General features: G+C 63.2%; 16 protein-coding genes and 1 pseudogene. 9 read left to right on the top strand and 8 right to left on the bottom strand.

All coding sequences use genetic code 11. The features are described from left to right. Positions 1 to 941: 941 nt before the first annotated feature. Complete coding sequence (locus WJ542_RS01840; protein ID WP_411187334.1) at positions 942 to 1,283, top strand: hypothetical protein; 342 nt, start codon at positions 942 to 944, stop codon at positions 1,281 to 1,283. Between the two features lie 169 nt (positions 1,284 to 1,452). On the opposite strand, the gene WJ542_RS01835 is transcribed toward WJ542_RS01840, so the two are convergent. The 4 genes from WJ542_RS01835 to WJ542_RS01820 all read right to left on the bottom strand — a co-directional run bounded on the left by WJ542_RS01835 (position 1,453) and on the right by WJ542_RS01820 (position 3,830). Continuing rightward, positions 1,453 to 1,680, bottom strand: a complete 228-nt coding sequence (locus WJ542_RS01835; protein WP_411187332.1) for a hypothetical protein — start codon at positions 1,678 to 1,680, stop codon at positions 1,453 to 1,455. A 25-nt stretch (positions 1,681 to 1,705) separates the two neighbouring features. After that, complete coding sequence (locus WJ542_RS01830; RefSeq protein WP_411187330.1) at positions 1,706 to 2,536, bottom strand: metallophosphoesterase; 831 nt, start codon at positions 2,534 to 2,536, stop codon at positions 1,706 to 1,708. Positions 2,537 to 2,633: 97 nt separating this feature from the next. Further along, positions 2,634 to 3,341 carry a type II RES/Xre toxin-antitoxin system antitoxin gene (parS, locus tag WJ542_RS01825; protein ID WP_411187328.1) on the bottom strand — a complete coding sequence of 236 codons (708 nt, stop codon included), beginning with the start codon at positions 3,339 to 3,341 and terminating at the stop codon, positions 2,634 to 2,636. 54 nt (positions 3,342 to 3,395) lie between these two features. Next, a complete protein-coding gene (locus WJ542_RS01820; protein ID WP_411187326.1) occupies positions 3,396 to 3,830 on the bottom strand; it encodes a hypothetical protein in 435 nt (144 codons plus the stop codon). Positions 3,831 to 4,133: 303 nt separating this feature from the next. Here WJ542_RS01820 and WJ542_RS01815 point away from each other — a divergent pair, with 303 nt between their 5' ends. Next, on the top strand, positions 4,134 to 4,466 hold the full coding sequence (locus WJ542_RS01815; RefSeq protein WP_411187324.1) for a helix-turn-helix domain-containing protein: 333 nt from the start codon (positions 4,134 to 4,136) through the stop codon (positions 4,464 to 4,466). A 214-nt stretch (positions 4,467 to 4,680) separates the two neighbouring features. Here the strand turns inward: WJ542_RS01815 and WJ542_RS01810 are convergent. Both WJ542_RS01810 and WJ542_RS01805 read right to left on the bottom strand, forming a co-directional pair. Further along, positions 4,681 to 5,142, bottom strand: a pseudogene (locus tag WJ542_RS01810) (ATP-binding protein); the annotation flags it as partial. Positions 5,143 to 5,373: 231 nt separating this feature from the next. Further along, on the bottom strand, positions 5,374 to 5,631 hold the full coding sequence (locus tag WJ542_RS01805; protein WP_027795983.1) for an accessory factor UbiK family protein: 258 nt from the start codon (positions 5,629 to 5,631) through the stop codon (positions 5,374 to 5,376). A 522-nt stretch (positions 5,632 to 6,153) separates the two neighbouring features. On the opposite strand from WJ542_RS01805, the gene WJ542_RS01800 reads away from it, so the two are divergent. From WJ542_RS01800 to ptsP, 7 genes are all read left to right on the top strand, one after another. Then, positions 6,154 to 6,492: a P-II family nitrogen regulator gene (locus WJ542_RS01800; protein ID WP_027795982.1), complete on the top strand. Its 339-nt coding sequence runs from the start codon at positions 6,154 to 6,156 to the stop codon at positions 6,490 to 6,492. Positions 6,493 to 6,520: 28 nt separating this feature from the next. Further along, positions 6,521 to 8,014 (top strand): ammonium transporter, encoded by a 1,494-nt coding sequence (locus WJ542_RS01795; RefSeq protein WP_411187321.1) that lies wholly within the window; start codon positions 6,521 to 6,523, stop codon positions 8,012 to 8,014. Between the two features lie 316 nt (positions 8,015 to 8,330). Then, positions 8,331 to 9,620, top strand: coding sequence for a glutamate--cysteine ligase (gene gshA, locus WJ542_RS01790; protein WP_411187319.1), 1,290 nt, complete (start codon positions 8,331 to 8,333; stop codon positions 9,618 to 9,620). A gap of 126 nt (positions 9,621 to 9,746) precedes the next feature. Beyond that, the gene (gshB, locus tag WJ542_RS01785; protein WP_411187318.1) at positions 9,747 to 10,700 is read left to right on the top strand and encodes a glutathione synthase; all 954 of its coding nucleotides are present in this window, start codon (positions 9,747 to 9,749) and stop codon (positions 10,698 to 10,700) included. Positions 10,701 to 10,992: 292 nt separating this feature from the next. Next, on the top strand, positions 10,993 to 11,490 hold the full coding sequence (locus tag WJ542_RS01780; protein WP_411187316.1) for a PTS sugar transporter subunit IIA: 498 nt from the start codon (positions 10,993 to 10,995) through the stop codon (positions 11,488 to 11,490). An 80-nt stretch (positions 11,491 to 11,570) separates the two neighbouring features. Then, entirely contained in the window at positions 11,571 to 11,840 is a 270-nt protein-coding gene (locus WJ542_RS01775) for an HPr family phosphocarrier protein (protein ID WP_411187314.1), read from the top strand. A gap of 248 nt (positions 11,841 to 12,088) precedes the next feature. Then, positions 12,089 to 13,828, top strand: coding sequence for a phosphoenolpyruvate--protein phosphotransferase (gene ptsP / locus WJ542_RS01770; protein ID WP_411187312.1), 1,740 nt, complete (start codon positions 12,089 to 12,091; stop codon positions 13,826 to 13,828). A 78-nt stretch (positions 13,829 to 13,906) separates the two neighbouring features. Here the strand turns inward: ptsP and WJ542_RS01765 are convergent, their stop codons facing one another. Together WJ542_RS01765 and WJ542_RS01760 are read right to left on the bottom strand one after the other, a co-directional pair. Continuing rightward, positions 13,907 to 14,659, bottom strand: coding sequence for a HesA/MoeB/ThiF family protein (locus WJ542_RS01765; RefSeq protein ID WP_411187310.1), 753 nt, complete (start codon positions 14,657 to 14,659; stop codon positions 13,907 to 13,909). A gap of 143 nt (positions 14,660 to 14,802) precedes the next feature. Beyond that, a complete protein-coding gene (locus tag WJ542_RS01760) occupies positions 14,803 to 16,395 on the bottom strand; it encodes a S41 family peptidase (protein ID WP_411187308.1) in 1,593 nt (530 codons plus the stop codon). Positions 16,396 to 16,517: the final 122 nt, after the last annotated feature.

Raw genomic sequence — 16,517 nt, 5'->3', positions numbered from 1 at the left:
CCATCGGCGGCTCGCAGGCGTTCGCGCGACCAGGCTGGATGACCCGCCCACTGGCGTATTTTTCGTAGAACAATATGTCACGACCCGATCTGTACTGGTTGCACGTTCCCCTCGAGACAACGCCGGGCATGTTGCTCGAGGCGCCCCCTGACCGACGCGTAATGGTGCTGGGCCGAAGCGCGAAGCTACTTGATCGCGAACCGCATATCTCATTCGGGTCGGCGAGCGCGCTCGTGATCAAACAGTGGCTCCTATTCGATCCCCAGCGCGAAATCTGCTCGCTGACTTGCGCGCGCGGGTTCCCGTCGTTTCGATGAACGCGGGTGCGAACTTCCGCATTCCTGCCCACGGACCGGATGTTTCCTCAATTGCAACCTATGACGGTACTCTCCCATCACTAATCCCGGGTCATCTCTCGCCGTCCCCGGCGTGGACGGACGTTGTCGGGACATGCAGCTGGAACCCACAGGACGTCTTGGGCTGGACGCTTGAGAATAGCCCTCCGGTGATCGATGAGCGGGTCCTCGCCGCCCTAAATCTGTTCCTCGCGTCGCAGTACGATTTTCTGCCGCGCGCTCTCTCTCTTTCTTGCAAAACTGACCATCCTCGATGTCTTGGCCATTCGCGCGAAGCGGAGTACCGACGCAGGAACCTGGATCGACCAGAAAATTGTCGAAGCTGGTGCATTCGACGATCCGGGACTGATAAGCGCCTTGCACAATCATTAAAAATGAGTCCCATATGCGTATAAGGAATCGTGACAATATTTCCGTCATATACGACGATGGCAAACCCGATTTTTCTATCTGACGCGCTGTCGGCGCGAGTTGCCATTACCGCGTCGGCATGGTACCCGGAAAATCATGATTAGATGCAAAAAGCCGGTTCACTATGAACCAAAGGGTGGATGGGAACTCGATAACGAGTGCGGTGAGAGGCCGGTGATTGTCATTCTTAACCCGCAGCTTGTCTATCAAGCGCTGGAACGAGGAGCACTATGCTTTTCTCCTGTACCGGCGAGACTGGAGAGGACCATAAAAATTCCGGAGACCCGTATTTTTGAGTTGCCTGATGTTCGCGACGGGTCCTACGGTGGCGTTGCATTCAGGCAAGGACGGCATCGCACAGCGGCACTGGCAATACTTGGCTTTACGGCATATCCGGTTGTGACCACCGATGAGGACGCTGACGTATTGCTGAGGAAATTTGGTGCATCACTTGTCGACGCGATCAAGCGCTTCGACTTGAGTTCTATTTCTGACTATCCGGTCCAAGGACTCTGACGATTGTTGCCTGCCGAGAAATCGTCGATGTTCCACGTCCCGTTCCGTCCCGGGAAGATGCAGAGTGATTGGGCTGCCACGAAGCACCTTCTATGGCCGGTCGATAGCGTCTGACCGAAGCGCGGCGGCTTGCCGGCTGATCGACGATTCCATAGCGTTTTTTAACATTTCACACCGTCTTGGTATGTATCGTGCGACACAGCTCCAACTCCTTGGTGAGTAAATCGATTTGCGCTTGCATACCACGTGCATGCTGTAGAAGTCTGCCGACCTGATACCAGTACGCATAGCCCAAGTCACCATCAGACAGAGCCAGTTCATGAATTTTCCGAAGAGCAATCGCTAGGTCGATTTGATTTTCTGAAGCCATTTCATCCTCATTGATTTTGAAGCTCAATGTGTGCTGCAGGATGCGCATTGGACTAGCTGATGCCGCGTTCCCCTGCCGCCAGATATTCCGGGATTTCGGCTAGGTTAAGTATCGTCAATTTGTTGCCGTAGACTGCGGCTGTGTCAATGTTCATCACGCTGCCGCGCTGTGCTATTTCCCGGGTCGGTGTGTGCCCTACGATTACGGCCGACACGTCTTCCATAGGTGCGGCCCATGCATTGGGTCGCCAGCGTAGACGGTTGATTAGAATGGAATTGCGCTCCACCGCATCGGATGGACCATGTTCTAGAATGCGGATCAGATTATCCCATTGAGGAACAAGGGGATCTGCATGCACGATGCCGACCCTACCATGAGTAGTCTCGATTTCGATCGCATAAGGTAGCGATGCCAAATAGGACCTTATATCCCTGACAGTATTGGCGGCCCCCTTTTCGCTGGAGCAATACAACCGGATAAACCATTCTGCGCCATTGAGGATTAGAAATTTCGTACTACTGTCTTGGTAAGCCCAGCCATCAATACCTTTGTCGGCATTCGCTCGTACAGTTTTAATACGATCTGCATCGTAGGCCCGCTCTTTGTGCGAAAGCCAGTCAAGAATACCCTGCTCGTGATTGCCGCGTACAGCCTTGATCTGATGCCGGCGCATAGCTTCGAGAACCGACGGCGATTCCTCGCCGCGGTCTATCAGATCGCCCACACTGAACAGTCGATCGCGCGACGGATCGAAACCGCGGGCGGCAAGCTCAGCGTCGAGTAGCGAGAAACAACCATGCACGTCGCCCACAGCGAAGTCGCGGCCCGAAGCATTCTGCGCGTATCGCTCGACGACATGCGAATGGTGTGAGTTGGTTGTCATTCCTTTCACCCTTACCGCGTAAGCCTAGCTTGCATTAAATAAGTAGCCTGGACGACTAACATGCCATCGGTAGCACGACCCCTGTTCGAAAAGGCTGTCATGTATAAACGCCGCGGTCGATGCGCGCAAGCACCGTCGTTACGAGCTGCGAACCCGCCGAGCTTTGTAGCAGATCAATCGGTTTTCGCATTCCCAGCCCAGTTGCCGGCGTGGTGAGCCAGCGTTCAGCTGCCTGTTGCGAGCCGAAGACATCGATTGCCTGCTCCGTTACGATGGCTAGGCGAAGCAGCCGGTCGCTGGCATTGCTGTCGAGCAGCCTGTCTGTCCTCCTGCCGTGCTGGAGCGCGCGTTCGCTCATGCCAATGGCACAAAGCAGGGCTCTGCGGTCGGCTGTCTTGAAGGCACGCATCATTTCGTATGCAACTGATATAGGAAGCCCTTTCATGACGACGTCGTGAGTGGCGAGTGATGTGATGTTGGCGACTTTGCCGATTTTGAATTCGGTGCCGTCGCCAGTGGCCGTCACCGGTTGATGGGTGGAATCCTCACCTTGAAGTACGTCTGCCAGCATCGCACAGAATGCTCGCAGAAACTCTAGAAGAGATATTGCGACGTGTGTGCTGGATGGCCGCTCGTTAGCGGCTGCATCAGGGACCATCCCAACATCTCCGTTGTGCCACTTGTCGCGCTCCAGAATGGACGGGTGACGATGGGTCGCGCCGAGCCCGTGTGCCGCAATCGAGACGCTAACGCAAGATTTTGCGGCACCGGTCTTCTGCGAGTTTGCCTTTGCCACCAGTGACATTGATACCTTCTTTTCCTCGCGCGCGCTCCGTAGAGACGAGCAGCCGGTAACGGATTAGCGCCTGCCAGCAGCCAACTCGATAACCCTCTCCAATTTGGTGACCGGAACCGAGTGGGGGCGGAAACACGGTTTTAGTTCGCCTGAATCGGTGGAGTACCAGAAACCGGAGATACCACCAGCGAGGTCACGCTCCCGCCAGATACCGGTAACCCGACACAACCGCACTGCGCTTTGATTCGACTCGTAGTCGAGCACATAGACGGTGATGTCTCGATATCCAAATTCTTCAATCGCATCCAGCAATGCTTCAGGCCCCGCTGCCAGCACACCGTCTGGCATGTCGCCAGTTTTACGTAGGCCGTGCGACAGGGTTAGGCAAAAGTTGGGCGTATCGTCTGTCCACAACACGTACCGCCACGGCTGAAGCGATTCGGAGGGCAGCCGTTTAGCAGGTTTAAGATCCATCCAGTTTGGATTTGTCACTAGCATCAATGCTCCTTGGACTGAGCCACGCAATTCCAATAGAACCTAGTTAGTGGCTCGCGAACGGGGGTCGCGCTGGGCCAGTCCACTAGTGCTCCAATTCCGACTGATCGATTCACGGTGCTACGTAGCGTCGGGACCTGCATCCGGGTCTCGTGCCCCGTTTAGCCGTTTACCAACAAGTTTCCGGGCCGTCTTTTTCAATCTCTGCGATCACGCTATGACTAAGGCGGCATATGGCAGTGCAAATCCAACGACACCGATAACTCCCAGTGTACTGGGAAGACAGGCGCATGTGTTAAACCGAGAGTGCTCCCATTTCACTGGGAGTGGGACTTGGAAGCGGTTAAGGTCTTCGGAGCGGTATTGCGAGAACGTCGGCTGCAGGCGGACCTGACACAGGAACAACTCGCCTTCGAAGCCGATATTCGTCGAAATTATGTCAGCATGCTTGAACTGGGTCAGCACCAGCCAACACTAACCATGCTGTTTTTGCTTGCCTCGGGACTAGGCTGCTCCGCGAGTGACCTGCTCCTCGACGTTGAGCGCCGGCTAGCGGCGACCCAAGGAAAGACGAAAGGGACGCGCGTTAGAGCATTGCGGCAACGAGCCCGAAGGACGAAGCCCGATTTCCAGGAGTAGCCGAGTCCCTAGATGGCGCGATAAATTGGACCTTTACTTGGCCTGACGGTCGCGATCCTACCGTTGCTCTTGGCGTTACGATGTCGGCCGGCGCTCAGGAGATGGCACAAGAGGAATTGACAGGGCTTGAGACCGCTGTGGATAAAGTTAATCATGTCCTCCCCACACCCCTCCGGAGCGAAAGACATACAACATCCAAACACCTAAACAAAGGCTCGTCGAGAAACAGCACGCCCAGATGCGCGAGCGTGATTTCGCCGGGCTGCGGCGGGTTGCGCCCGCCTACCAGCGCCGCCGCGCTCGACGAGTGGTGCGGGGCACGAAACGGCCGCTGCCGCCACTGCTGCGGCGAGAAGCCGACCGGGCTCGCCGAGAGCAGTGCGGCCGAGGCAAGGGCTTCCGCGTCGGTCATCGGCGGCAGCAGGCCGGGCAGGCGCGCCGCCAGCATCGATTTCCCCGCACCCGGCGGCCCGACCATCAACAGATGATGCCCGCCCGCGGCCGCGACTTCGAGCGCCCGTCGCGCGCCCCGCTGGCCGATCACGTCCGCCATGTCGGGAGGCGGCGCGGCATGGCCGTCCGCACCGGGGAGACTCGCGCGTACGGGCGCAAGCCGCGCGCCTTCCTCGCCCGCGAGATGCGCGCACAGCGAGCGCAGGTCGGCGGCGCCGAACACGTCGAAAACGACGGCAAGCCGTTGGCGAGATGGACTTCGACGGTGACTTCCGGCGCGCGGCCAGCAGCCGGCGCGCGGCTACGCACCACGGCAAGCGACATGGGATTCTCCGAAAGACGGCGCCGCGAGCAGTCAGGTCCCGCATGCGCCAGGCGGTGAGGCTTGCGCCCCTTTACGGTTCCATTGCGGCCATGCTACGGCTCGCTTGCAGTGAGTGCGCGCATCCGATGTTCAGGATGACTGGCCAGTGACGGGCAGCTTCTGCTCCAGTTCGGCCACGCGGCGCTCCAGTTCTTCGAGGCGCTGGCGCGTGCGCACGAGCACCTGCGTCTGCGCGTCGAATTCCTCGCGCGTCACGAGTTCCAGCTTCGAAAAGCCTTGCGAAAGCATCGCGCGCACATTGCGTTCGACATCGCGCGCGGGCGAGTTCTTGAGTAGCTCGCTCACGCGGCTCTGCAGATCGTTGAATACGTCGTTCGGTTGTTTCATTTGATTCCCCTCTTTGCACAAAACCTGTGCAGATTTCGTTTCACCTGTGCCTGGCATCCGGTCATGAGCGATCTTGGTGCGCCGGCCTGCTGCCGCCTGCGTCCATGAACGCATCTGGTGCGTGCCGTTGCAGGTGGTTTCGCGCGGCGACCCGGGCGCCCTCGCACGAACGTCCTGGTATTGCGCCGCGGCCTGTTGAATGGCCTTTGCAGCCGCACAGCCTGAAGACACTCTAGCAACGTTCCGGACCCCTCGCCACCGCGCGCACGCCACGTTGGCCGTCCGGCCAGGGCCCGCGTACCGGGCCTGTCGGCCCCGCGGACCGGCATTGTCCCCGTCTTGCGCGATTCCTGCCACGAAGTCGCCGGAAGCGGCTGCATCCGGATTGGCACGGGTGTTGCTAATACTGCCCCGCGCACCGAACAGCGGTTGGCTTGCGGTGCGCCGGCTGCGCGTGACCCGCCCGCCCGGCGCCCGTTGCATATGCGAACAAGGGATTGGAGCAACCACAGCGAGGACTACATGAAACTCATTACAGCAATCATCAAGCCGTTCAAGCTCGATGAGGCGCGCGAGGCGTTGTCGGCCATAGGCGTCTCGGGGATCACCGTGACCGAGGTGAAGGGGTTTGGTCGCCAGAAGGGCCATACGGAGCTGTATCGCGGCGCGGAGTACGTCGTCGACTTTCTGCCGAAGGTGAAGATCGAGGCCGCCGTTTCGGACGACATCGTCGAGCAGGCCATCGAGGCGATCGAGCGCGCCGCCCGCACCGGCAAGATCGGCGACGGCAAGATCTTCGTGACGCCGATCGAGCAAGTGATCCGCATCCGCACCGGCGAGACCGGCGCAGACGCGCTGTGACATTAGAGAGAGACAAGAGGAAACCGAGATGCGCAAACTTTTGATGTCCTTGCTGATGGCCGGCTCGCTGCTGGCTGGCGGCGTCGGCGCCGCGCTGGCGGACGACGCCTCCGCGCCGGCAGCCGCTTCGGCGCCAGCCGCCGTCGCGTCCGCTCCGGACGCTTCCGCCGCTGCGGCGGCTCCGGCGGCCTCGGCACCTGCCGCCGCCGCGTCGGCCACCACCGCGGCCAGCGCCCCCGCCGACGCTTCGGCCGCCGCTGCGGCGCCGGCCGCTCCGACGGCGCCGTTCTCCGTCGACGCGTCGAAGATCAACTCCGGCGACACCGCGTGGATGCTGACCTCCACGGCGCTCGTGCTGTTCATGACGATCCCGGGTCTCGCGCTCTTCTACGGCGGCATGGTCCGCAAGAAGAACGTGCTCGCGACGCTCATGCAGAGCTTCGCGATCACCTGCGTCGTCACGGTGATCTGGACTGTGGTGGGCTACTCCCTCGCCTTCACGCCGGGCGGCGCGTTCATCGGCGGCTTCTCGCGCGTCTTCCTCGCCGGCATGAACTACATCCACGGCGACAAGGGCGTGACGCTGACCGTGAGCCACCTCGCGCCGACCATTCCGGAGACCGTGTACTTCGTCTATCAGATGACGTTCGCGATCATCACGCCGGCGCTGATCACGGGCGCGTTCGCCGACCGCATGAAGTTCTCGGCCATGCTCGTGTTCATGTCGCTGTGGTCGATCATCGTCTACTCGCCGATCGCGCACATGGTCTGGGAACCGACCGGCTGGCTCGCAGCCGCCGGCATCCTCGACTTCGCAGGCGGCACGGTGGTGCACATCAACGCCGGTATCGCCGGTCTCGTGTGCTGCCTCGTGCTCGGCAAGCGTATCGGCTACGGCCGCGAAGTGATGGCGCCGCACAACCTCGTCCTCACGCTGATGGGCGCGGCCATGCTGTGGGTGGGCTGGTTCGGCTTCAACGCGGGTTCGGCGGTCGCCGCTGACGGCCGTGCCGGTTTCGCGATGCTCACGACGCAAGTCGCCACCGCCTGCGCGGCGCTCGGCTGGATGTTCGCGGAGTGGATCGCCAAGGGCAAGCCTTCGGTGCTCGGCATTGCCTCGGGCGCCGTCGCGGGTCTCGTTGCGGTTACGCCGGCTTCGGGTTTCGTCGGCGTGATGGGTGCGATCGTGATCGGTGTCGTGGCAGGCGTGGTCTGCTTCTGGTCGGCCACGTGGCTCAAGCACAAGTTCGGCTATGACGATTCGCTCGACGCCTTCGGCGTGCACGGTATCGGCGGCATCATCGGCGCGATCCTGACCGGCGTGTTCGCGGTCAAGGACATCAGCGGGCAGGATGCCAGCGTCCTCCTGCAATGCAAGGGCGTCCTCACGACGCTGATCTACAGCGGCGTGGTGAGCTTCGTCCTGCTGAAGGTCATCGACATGGTGATGGGCCTGCGCGTCACGGAAGAAGAAGAGCGCGAAGGCCTCGACGTGATCCTCCACGGTGAGCGCGTCGAATAACGATCAAGAACGCTTCCGGCCACGCCGGGGGCGTCTCCTACGGGGTATAGCAGTCTGCAATCAGCGCAGCGAGTTCGGCCCGCCTTTCCGGCGGGCCTTTTTCTTTTTGGGGCGGGTGCACCCATTGCGCGCGCGGGCTCGCGCGGTCCAGAATGGAATGGCGGGCGCGAGGGCGACGACCGGCCGGGGCATGCCGATTAACCCTGCGCCGCGTAAGGGATAAGCCATCTTGCATCGTGCAGAATCGTCCCCAGATAGACTCCCGCTTTCCCTGCAATTTTTTTCCTGCAATTTCTTAGTCCGCGAGTACGACTTTATGGTCCCGCATCTGGTTACGGCGTTGAACGGGCCGCTCCTCGAGCTGGAGCAGCGCATCCTCGACGCGACGCCGGCCATCGAACGCTGGTTCCGCCTCGAATGGCAGGAGCACACGCCGCCGTTCTATTGCTCGGTGGACCTGCGCAACGCCGGCTTCAAGCTCGCGCCGGTCGACACCAATCTCTTCCCCGGCGCGTTCAACTGCCTGCCGGAGGAAGTGCTGCCGCTCGCCGTGCAGGCCGCGATGGCCGCGATCGAGAAAATCTGTCCCGACGCGAAGAACCTGCTCGTGATTCCCGAGCAGCACACGCGCAACGCGTTCTATCTGGAGAACGTCGCGCGGCTTGCGACGATCATGCGCCAGGCGGGCCTGAACGTGCGCTTCGGCACGCTGGACGAAAACATCGCCGGGCCGGTCACGATCCCGCTCGCGGACGGCCAGAAGATCGTCGTGGAGCCGCTCGAGCGTACGGCGCGCCGCGTGGGCCTGAAGAACTTCGACCCGTGCTCGATTCTTCTGAACAACGATCTTTCGGCCGGCATTCCGCCCGTGCTGGAGAACCTGCACGAGCAATATGTGTTGCCGCCGCTGCATGCGGGCTGGGCGGTGCGTCGCAAGTCGACCCACTTCTCGTGCTATGACGACGTCGCGAAGAAGTTCGCGAAGATGGTGGGCGTCGATCCGTGGATGATCAATCCGTACTTCGCGCACGTGGAAGGCGTGGACTTCGAGGCGCGTATCGGCGAGGAGGCGCTGGCCACGGCCATCGACGCCGTGCTCAAGAAGATCGCGAAGAAGTATCGCGAGTACGGCATCACCGAAAAGCCTTACGTCGTCATCAAGTCCGATGCGGGCACCGACGGGCGCGGCGTGATGACGGTGCACGACGCCTCCGAGGTCGCCGCGCTCACGAGGCGCGAACGTGCGAAGATGTCGGCGACGAAGGACGGCCTCGAAGTGCACGACGTGATCGTGCAGGAAGGCGTTTATACGTTCGAGCGCATCGGCGACGAAGTGGCCGAGCCGGTGGTCTACATGATCGACCGCTACGTGGTGGGCGGCTTCTACCGCGCGCACGGCAGCCGCGAGCGCGACCAGAATCTGAACGCGCCGGGCATGCACTACGTGCCGCTAGGCTTCGAGCACACGGCGCTGCCCGACACGCGCGCGAAGCCGGGCGCGGCGCCGCCGAACCGCTTCTACATGTACGGCGTGGTGGCGCGCCTCGGGCTGCTCGCGGCGTCGGTCGAGCTGGAGAAGACCGACCCCGAGGCGATCCAGGTGTGACAGGTGTGAAGCCGGCGGGCTTTGCGTCCGCTTTGGCGTTCGCCCTTGTGCCCGCTCTTGTGCTTTTGCGCGGATCTTTCGCATAACGGATAAACGGCGCCCGTTCGGGGGCGCAGCAGGGACGACATGGACATTCTTTTCATCGCCGATCCGCTCGAGCGGTTCAAGATCTACAAGGACTCGACCTACGCGATGATGGCCGAGGCCGCGCGGCGCGGCCACACGCTTTACGCGTGCGAGCCGCAGCACCTCGCCTGGGTGAACGGCAGGGTGGAGGCGGACGTGCGGCGCTTCGAGATGGTCGGCGACCTGGCGGATCTGCATCGCGAACCGTGGTTCGTCGCGCAAGACGCTTCGCGCGAGCTCACGGGCTTCGACGCGGTCGTGATGCGCAAGGACCCGCCGTTCGACATGGAGTACGTGACGTCCACGTGGCTGCTCGAACTGGCCGAGCGCGCGGGCGCGAAGATCTTCAACCGCCCGCAGTCGATCCGCGATCATTCGGAGAAGCTCGCGATCGGCGAGTTTCCGCAGTTCGTCGCACCCACGCTCGTCACGCGCAGCGCGGCGCGCCTGCGCGCGTTCCATGAAGAGCACCAGGACGTGATCCTCAAGCCGCTCGACGGCATGGGCGGCATGGGCGTGTTCCGCGTGAAGCCGGACGGCATGAACCTCGGCTCGATCATCGAGATGCTGAGCCACGACGGTGCGCGCAGCGTGATGGCGCAGAAGTTCATCCCCGAGATCAAGGAAGGCGACAAGCGCATCCTGCTGATCGGCGGCGAGCCGGTGCCGTATTCGCTCGCGCGCATTCCGCAGGGCAACGAGGTGCGCGGCAATCTGGCGGCGGGCGGCCTTGGCCGCGCGCAGCCGCTCACCGCGCGCGACAGGGAGATCGCGAAGACGCTCGCGCCGGTGCTGGCCGCGCGCGGCCTGCTGCTGGTGGGGCTCGACGCGATCGGCGACTGGCTCACCGAAGTGAACGTCACGAGCCCGACCTGCTTTCGCGAGATCATGGACCAGACGGGCTTCGACGTGGCGGCGATGTTCGTCGACGCGCTGGAGCGTGCGGCGGCTTGAATCGAACGCGCCCGCCAGCATCTGATGCAGGGAATGGGGTAGCAGGGGCCATGGCGCGACGGCCACCGCGCGAGCAAAAGCTCTTCGCTCGCGCGAAAATGACCCTGCTACAATGCCGCGAGCCCGCGTTCCGGGCAGGCCGGCGGGCGTCTGACAAGACGTTTACGGTACGGCTGCGCGGCGTGTGTTCCGACCCTGAAGGCCCGCGGCTGGCCTCGGGATCGGCGCTGCCGGACACGATCGTGGGGATCGGCTCGGCCATCAACCGAGCCGTTTTTGCAGTCAGGCTGACATGGCAGGCATTCTGATCATCGCGCACGCACCGCTAGCCACCGCGCTACGCGATTGCATCGCGCACATCTACGGCGGCTGTCCGGCGCGCGTTGGCGCACTCGACGTCCTTCCCGACAGCGACCCCACCGAGGTCGTCAGACAGGCCAATGCGGAAATCGAGCGGCTGCGCGAGGAGAATGGCGCACTCGTTCTGACCGACATGTTCGGCGCGACCCCTTCGAACATCGCCTCGCGTCTCGCGACGCTGCCGCAGGTGCGCGTGCTGGCGGGCGTGAACCTGCCGATGCTGGTGCGCGCCGTCTGCTACCGGACGACGTCGCTCGAAACCCTCGTCGAGAAGGCGCTGGCTGGCGCGAGCAACGGCATCCAGGCGATCGGCCCGGCCACGCCGCCGCCCGCGGCCACGGAGTGTGCCTGCGCGCCTACGCCGTGCGCCGAAGCGGCCTCCGCGGCCTCCGATTTCGCGGCAGGCAAGCTGAAACCGGCCGGCGCATAGCCGTCACGCAAGCGCGGCCGCGCTTCCCGATCATTGACCGAACCCGTCTCACTCAAACACACAGCGCCCGGATCGAACCTATGCTGCAACAAGAAACGACCATCGTGAACAAACTTGGCCTGCACGCGCGGGCGTCGGCGAAGCTGACCCAACTGGCAGGCAATTTTCAGTCCGAAATCTGGATGAGCCGCAACGGCCGCCGGATCAACGCGAAGAGCATCATGGGCGTGATGATGCTGGCCGCCGGCATTGGCAGCACGGTTCTCATCGAAACCGAAGGTCCCGACGAGACCGACGCCATGAGCGCGCTGCTCAAGCTCATTGCCGACAAGTTCGGCGAAGGCCAATGATCCGCGTGCATCGCCCTTGAATGTCGAGACGCCGCGGCTTTGCCCGCGGCGTTTTTGTATGGGCGCATTACGGCGAGTGCGGCGAGTGAACGGCATGCTGCGCGGCAGCATGTCCCGGCCATTAATTGGACTTAATGAAAGGACTTAACGAGCCAGGAGCGGCGCACGGAATTTATAATCGCCATCGGGGTCTGAGAGAGCGCATTGCAGCGGTTTGCCGCGGCATCACATAACCAGAGGAGGTGCGCGTGCCGTTCACGCTGCATGGAATTCCCGTATCGCGCGGTATTGCCATTGGGCGAGCCTATCTGATCGCTCCGGCTGCGCTCGACGTCGACCATTATCTGGTCGAGCCCGACAAGATCGAGGCCGAGATCGAGCGCTTTCGCGCGGCGCTCGCCGTCGTCGAGCAGGAACTCGACGCGCTGCGCGCGGACCTCTCCGCCGACGCGCCTACCGAAATGGGCGCGTTCATCGGCGTGCACCTGATGATCCTGAAGGACGTGATGCTCGTCCAGGAGACCATCGACCTCATCCGCACCCGGCGCTTCAACGTGGAATGGGCGCTCACCGAGCAGCTCGAACGGCTCACGCGCCACTTCGACGAAGTCGAGGACGAATATCTGCGCGAGCGCAAGGCCGACATCGAGCAGGTCGTGGAGCGCGTGCTGAAGGCGCTGGCGGGCGCGTCGCCCGCGGTGCTGCACGGCAGTTGCGACGAGATGATCGTGGTCGCCCACGACATCGCGCCCGCCGACATGCTGCAGTTCAAGACCCAGACCTTCCAGGGCTTCGTCACCGACCTCGGCGGCCGCACCTCGCACACGGCGATCGTCGCGCGCAGCCTCGGCATTCCGGCGGCCGTGGGCGTGCAGCAGGCGAGCGCGCTGATTCGCCAGGACGACCTCATCATCGTCGACGGCGATCATGGCGTCGTGATTGTCGATCCCGCGCCGATCGTGCTCGAGGAGTACACCTGGCGCCAGAGCGAGATGGCCCTTGAGCGGCGCAAGCTGCAGCGGCTGAAGTTCTCGCCCACGCAGACGCTGTGCGGCACGAAGATCGAGCTCTACGCGAACATCGAACTGCCCGAGGACGCACAGGCGGCGCTCGACTCGGGCGCGACGGGCGTGGGCCTGTTCCGCACCGAGTTCCTGTTCATGAACCACAAGAACCAGTTGCCGGAGGAGGACGAGCAGTTCTTCGCCTACCGCCGCGCGGCCGAGCTCATGAACGGGCTGCCGGTGACGATCCGCACGATCGACGTGGGCGCGGACAAGCCGCTCGATTCGATGACCGCGAGCGACGGCTACGAGACGGCGGCGAACCCGGCGCTGGGGTTGCGCGCGATCCGCTGGAGTTTGTCCGAACCGCAGATGTTCCTCACGCAACTGCGTGCGATCCTGCGCGCATCGGCGTTCGGCATGGTCAAGATCCTGATTCCGATGCTCGCGCATGCGCAGCAGATCGACCAGACGCTCGACCTGATCCGCGAGGCGAAGCGCCAGCTCGACGACGCGGGCCTCGCCTACGATCCGAACGTGCAGGTGGGCGCGATGATCGAGATTCCGGCGGCGGCGCTCTCGCTGCCGATGTTCCTGCGGCGTCTGGACTTCCTTTCGATCGGCACGAACGACCTGATCCAGTACACGCTCGCGATCGATCGCGCCGACAATGCCGTCGCCGATCTCTACGACCCGCTGCATCCGGCCGTGCTGCAACTGATCGCGCATACGCTGAACGAGGCCCGGCGCGCCGGCGTGCCGGTTTCGGTGTGCGGCGAGATGGCAGGCGACCCGACGCTCACGCGCCTGTTGCTCGGCATGGGGCTCACCGAGTTCTCGATGCATCCGAGCCAACTGCTCGTGGTGAAGCAGGAAATCTTGCGCTCGCAGCTAAAGTCGCTGGAGAAGCCCGTGGCCGACGTGCTGGCGGCCTACGAGCCCGAGGAGTTGCACGCGGCGCTCAGGCGCGTGGCCGAGGCCTGAGCGGTCCTGCATCTGTATCACGAGAAACGCCCCGGCATGCCGGGGCGTTTGCGCTTGTGGCCAATTCGATCTCGGGGTTCAGTGACGCTCGCCGCAAACAGGGCAGTCGGGTTGCCGCGCAATGCGCATGGTGTTCCATTCCATGCGCAGCGAGTCGAGCATCATGAGCTTGCCGACGAGCGGCTCGCCGATGCCGCCGATCACGCGCAGCGCCTCGGCGGCTTGTATCGCGCCGATGATGCCTACCGTGGGCGCGAACACGCCCATTGTCGAACAGGCCACTTCCTCGAACGGCTGGTCCTCGGGGAACACGCAGGCGTAGCACGGCGAAGCCGGGTCGCGGAAGTCGAACGTGCTGATCTGGCCGTCGAAGCGCAGCGCCGCGCCCGAAACGAGCGGCACGCCGTGCTTCACGCAGGCGCGGTTGATCGCGTGGCGCGTCGCGAAGTTGTCGGTGCAGTCGAGCACGACCGCCGCCCCCGGCACATGCGCATCGAGCCAGGCGTCGTCGATGCGCGCCTGCACGGTGCTCACCTTCACCTCGGGATTCAGCCGCGCGATGGCGTCGCGGCCCGACTCGACCTTCGCCCGGCCCACCGAGGCCGTCTCGTGCATGATCTGCCGCTGGAGATTGGTGAGGTCGACGGTGTCGTTGTCGACGAGCGTGAGCGCGCCCACACCCGACGCCGCCAGATACATCGCCGCCGGCGAGCCGAGGCCGCCCGCGCCGACCACGATCGCGTGCGCGTCGAGAAAGCGCTGCTGCGCCTCGATGCCGATCTCGTCGACGAGGATATGACGGGAATAGCGGAGGAGTTGATCGTCGTTCATCGCGATGCGCGGGGAGTTGAGCGCAGCGAGGAGACCGGAATCGCGCGCCGTGAATTCGGTTTCGTTATTGTAGTCGCGCGAGGAGGTCCGCTCCCGGCGCCCGCGTTATGCGCGGGTTTCGGGAGCGGGTGTTGCCACAGCGGTTACTTCGCCTGCGAGGCCGGCTGGGGGGCGGAAGCCGCCGAGGCCGGAGCGGCAGCCGGGGCCGAGGCGCCCGGCACCGCCGAAGCCGCCGGCTTCACGGCGATCGGCGCCGAAGCCGACTGCTCCGGCTTCTCCTGCGCGAGGCGGCGCTCCATCGGCGACTTCGATTCGATCACCGGCTTGCCCTGCAGGACGTTGATGGCCTGTTGCAGCATGAAGTCGTCCGGCGTGCCGAAGTCGACCGGCTTGCGGTTGCGATCCTTCTCGCGCTGCTCGGGCGTCTTCTTGTCGTTCTGCTCTTCGAGTTGCTGGAGCATGTCCATGCGCTCCTGCTCGCGCGTTTCCTGCTCCTTCTTCTCGTTCGGATCCTGTGTGTTCGCAAGGTGGTTCGAGTAGTCCACTTCGCGCGTGACGAGCGCGTCGTCCGGATCGCCGTCCGAATACTGGTCGACCGCGTAGTCAGGACGGATGCCCTTGTTCTGGATCGAGCGGCCGGTCGGCGTGTAGTAGTACGCCGTCGTCAGGCGCAGCGCCGTGTCGGCCGTGAGCGGCCGGACCGTTTGCACCGAGCCCTTGCCGAACGTCGTCTTGCCGACGATCAGTGCGCGCTTCTGGTCCTGCAGCGCACCCGCCACGATTTCCGAAGCCGAAGCCGAGTAGGCGTTGGTCAGCACGACCATCGGCACCGTCTTGAACTCGGCCGCTTCGTTTTTCAGCGGATCGCCGTCGAACGAGGGCAGGCGGTAGTTCTCATAGGTGTCGCGATAGACCTGCTTCGAATCCGGGATCTGGCCGTTCGTCGAAACGACCACCGAGTCCGGCGGCAGGAACGCACCCGCAACGCCCACGGCGCTTTGCAGCAGACCGCCGCCGTTGTTGCGCAGGTCGAGAATCAGGCCCTTGAGGTGCGGCTCCTGACGCGCGATGTCCTGCAGCTTGTCGGCGAGATCCGGCACCGTGCGCTCCTGGAAGCTCGTGATGCGGATGTAGGCGTAGCCCGGCTGCAGCACCTTCGTCTTCACGCTCTGCACCTTGATGATGGCGCGCGTGATGGTGAGCGGGAAGGTGCGGTCGTCGGTCTTGCGGAAGATCGTGAGCGTGACCTTCGTGCCGGGGTCGCCGCGCATCTGCTTGACGGCCTGGTCGAGCGTCATGCCGCGCACGGGCTTGTCGTTGATGCGGGTGATCAGGTCGCCCGGACGGATGCCGGCGCGGAACGCGGGCGTGTCCTCGATCGGCGAGATGACCTTGATCAGGCCGTCTTCGGACGAAATCTCGATGCCGAGACCCGCGAAGCGACCCTTGGTCTGCTCCTGGAGCTCCTCGTAATCGGTCTTGTCGAGATACGACGAGTGCGGGTCGAGGCTCGAAACCATGCCCTTGATCGCGGAGATCAGCAGTTTCTTGTCGTCGACCGGCACGACGTAATCATGCTTGATCTGACCGAACACTTCGGCAAAGAGCCGCAACTGGTCGAGCGGCAGCGGCTCGGTCGTGGTCTGCTGGGCCGAGGCGGAGATCTGCAGGGTGGCAAATACGCCGGTCGCGAGGCCAGCGGCAATCAGGCCGATGTTTTTCAGGTTCTTTCGCATAGAGATTGTTGCGTGCGGTCGAAAGGCGCGTGGCAGCGTCTAATGGAAAAGCGACGGACAAGTATAACTGCACACTCGCCGGGGCTGTGCGTCGTGCGCGGAAGATGGGGGTTCGACAGCGA

It is taken from the genome of Paraburkholderia yinzeri (assembly GCF_046581065.1).
Lineage (GTDB): Bacteria > Pseudomonadota > Gammaproteobacteria > Burkholderiales > Burkholderiaceae > Paraburkholderia.
Note: the sequence above shows the minus strand (reverse complement) of the source record. Positions and strands in the feature narration are given on the sequence as shown.

Coding starts and splice junctions, on each gene's coding strand:
- WJ542_RS01830 (WP_411187330.1), bottom strand. CDS start 2,536: ATGACAACCAACTCACACCATTCGCATGTCGTCGAGCGATACGCGCAG.
- parS (WP_411187328.1), bottom strand. CDS start 3,341: ATGTCACTGGTGGCAAAGGCAAACTCGCAGAAGACCGGTGCCGCAAAA.
- WJ542_RS01820 (WP_411187326.1), bottom strand. CDS start 3,830: ATGCTAGTGACAAATCCAAACTGGATGGATCTTAAACCTGCTAAACGG.
- WJ542_RS01805 (WP_027795983.1), bottom strand. CDS start 5,631: ATGAAACAACCGAACGACGTATTCAACGATCTGCAGAGCCGCGTGAGC.
- WJ542_RS01800 (WP_027795982.1), top strand. CDS start 6,154: ATGAAACTCATTACAGCAATCATCAAGCCGTTCAAGCTCGATGAGGCG.
- WJ542_RS01795 (WP_411187321.1), top strand. CDS start 6,521: ATGCGCAAACTTTTGATGTCCTTGCTGATGGCCGGCTCGCTGCTGGCT.
- gshA (WP_411187319.1), top strand. CDS start 8,331: ATGGTCCCGCATCTGGTTACGGCGTTGAACGGGCCGCTCCTCGAGCTG.
- gshB (WP_411187318.1), top strand. CDS start 9,747: ATGGACATTCTTTTCATCGCCGATCCGCTCGAGCGGTTCAAGATCTAC.
- WJ542_RS01780 (WP_411187316.1), top strand. CDS start 10,993: ATGGCAGGCATTCTGATCATCGCGCACGCACCGCTAGCCACCGCGCTA.
- WJ542_RS01775 (WP_411187314.1), top strand. CDS start 11,571: ATGCTGCAACAAGAAACGACCATCGTGAACAAACTTGGCCTGCACGCG.
- WJ542_RS01765 (WP_411187310.1), bottom strand. CDS start 14,659: ATGAACGACGATCAACTCCTCCGCTATTCCCGTCATATCCTCGTCGAC.
- WJ542_RS01760 (WP_411187308.1), bottom strand. CDS start 16,395: ATGCGAAAGAACCTGAAAAACATCGGCCTGATTGCCGCTGGCCTCGCG.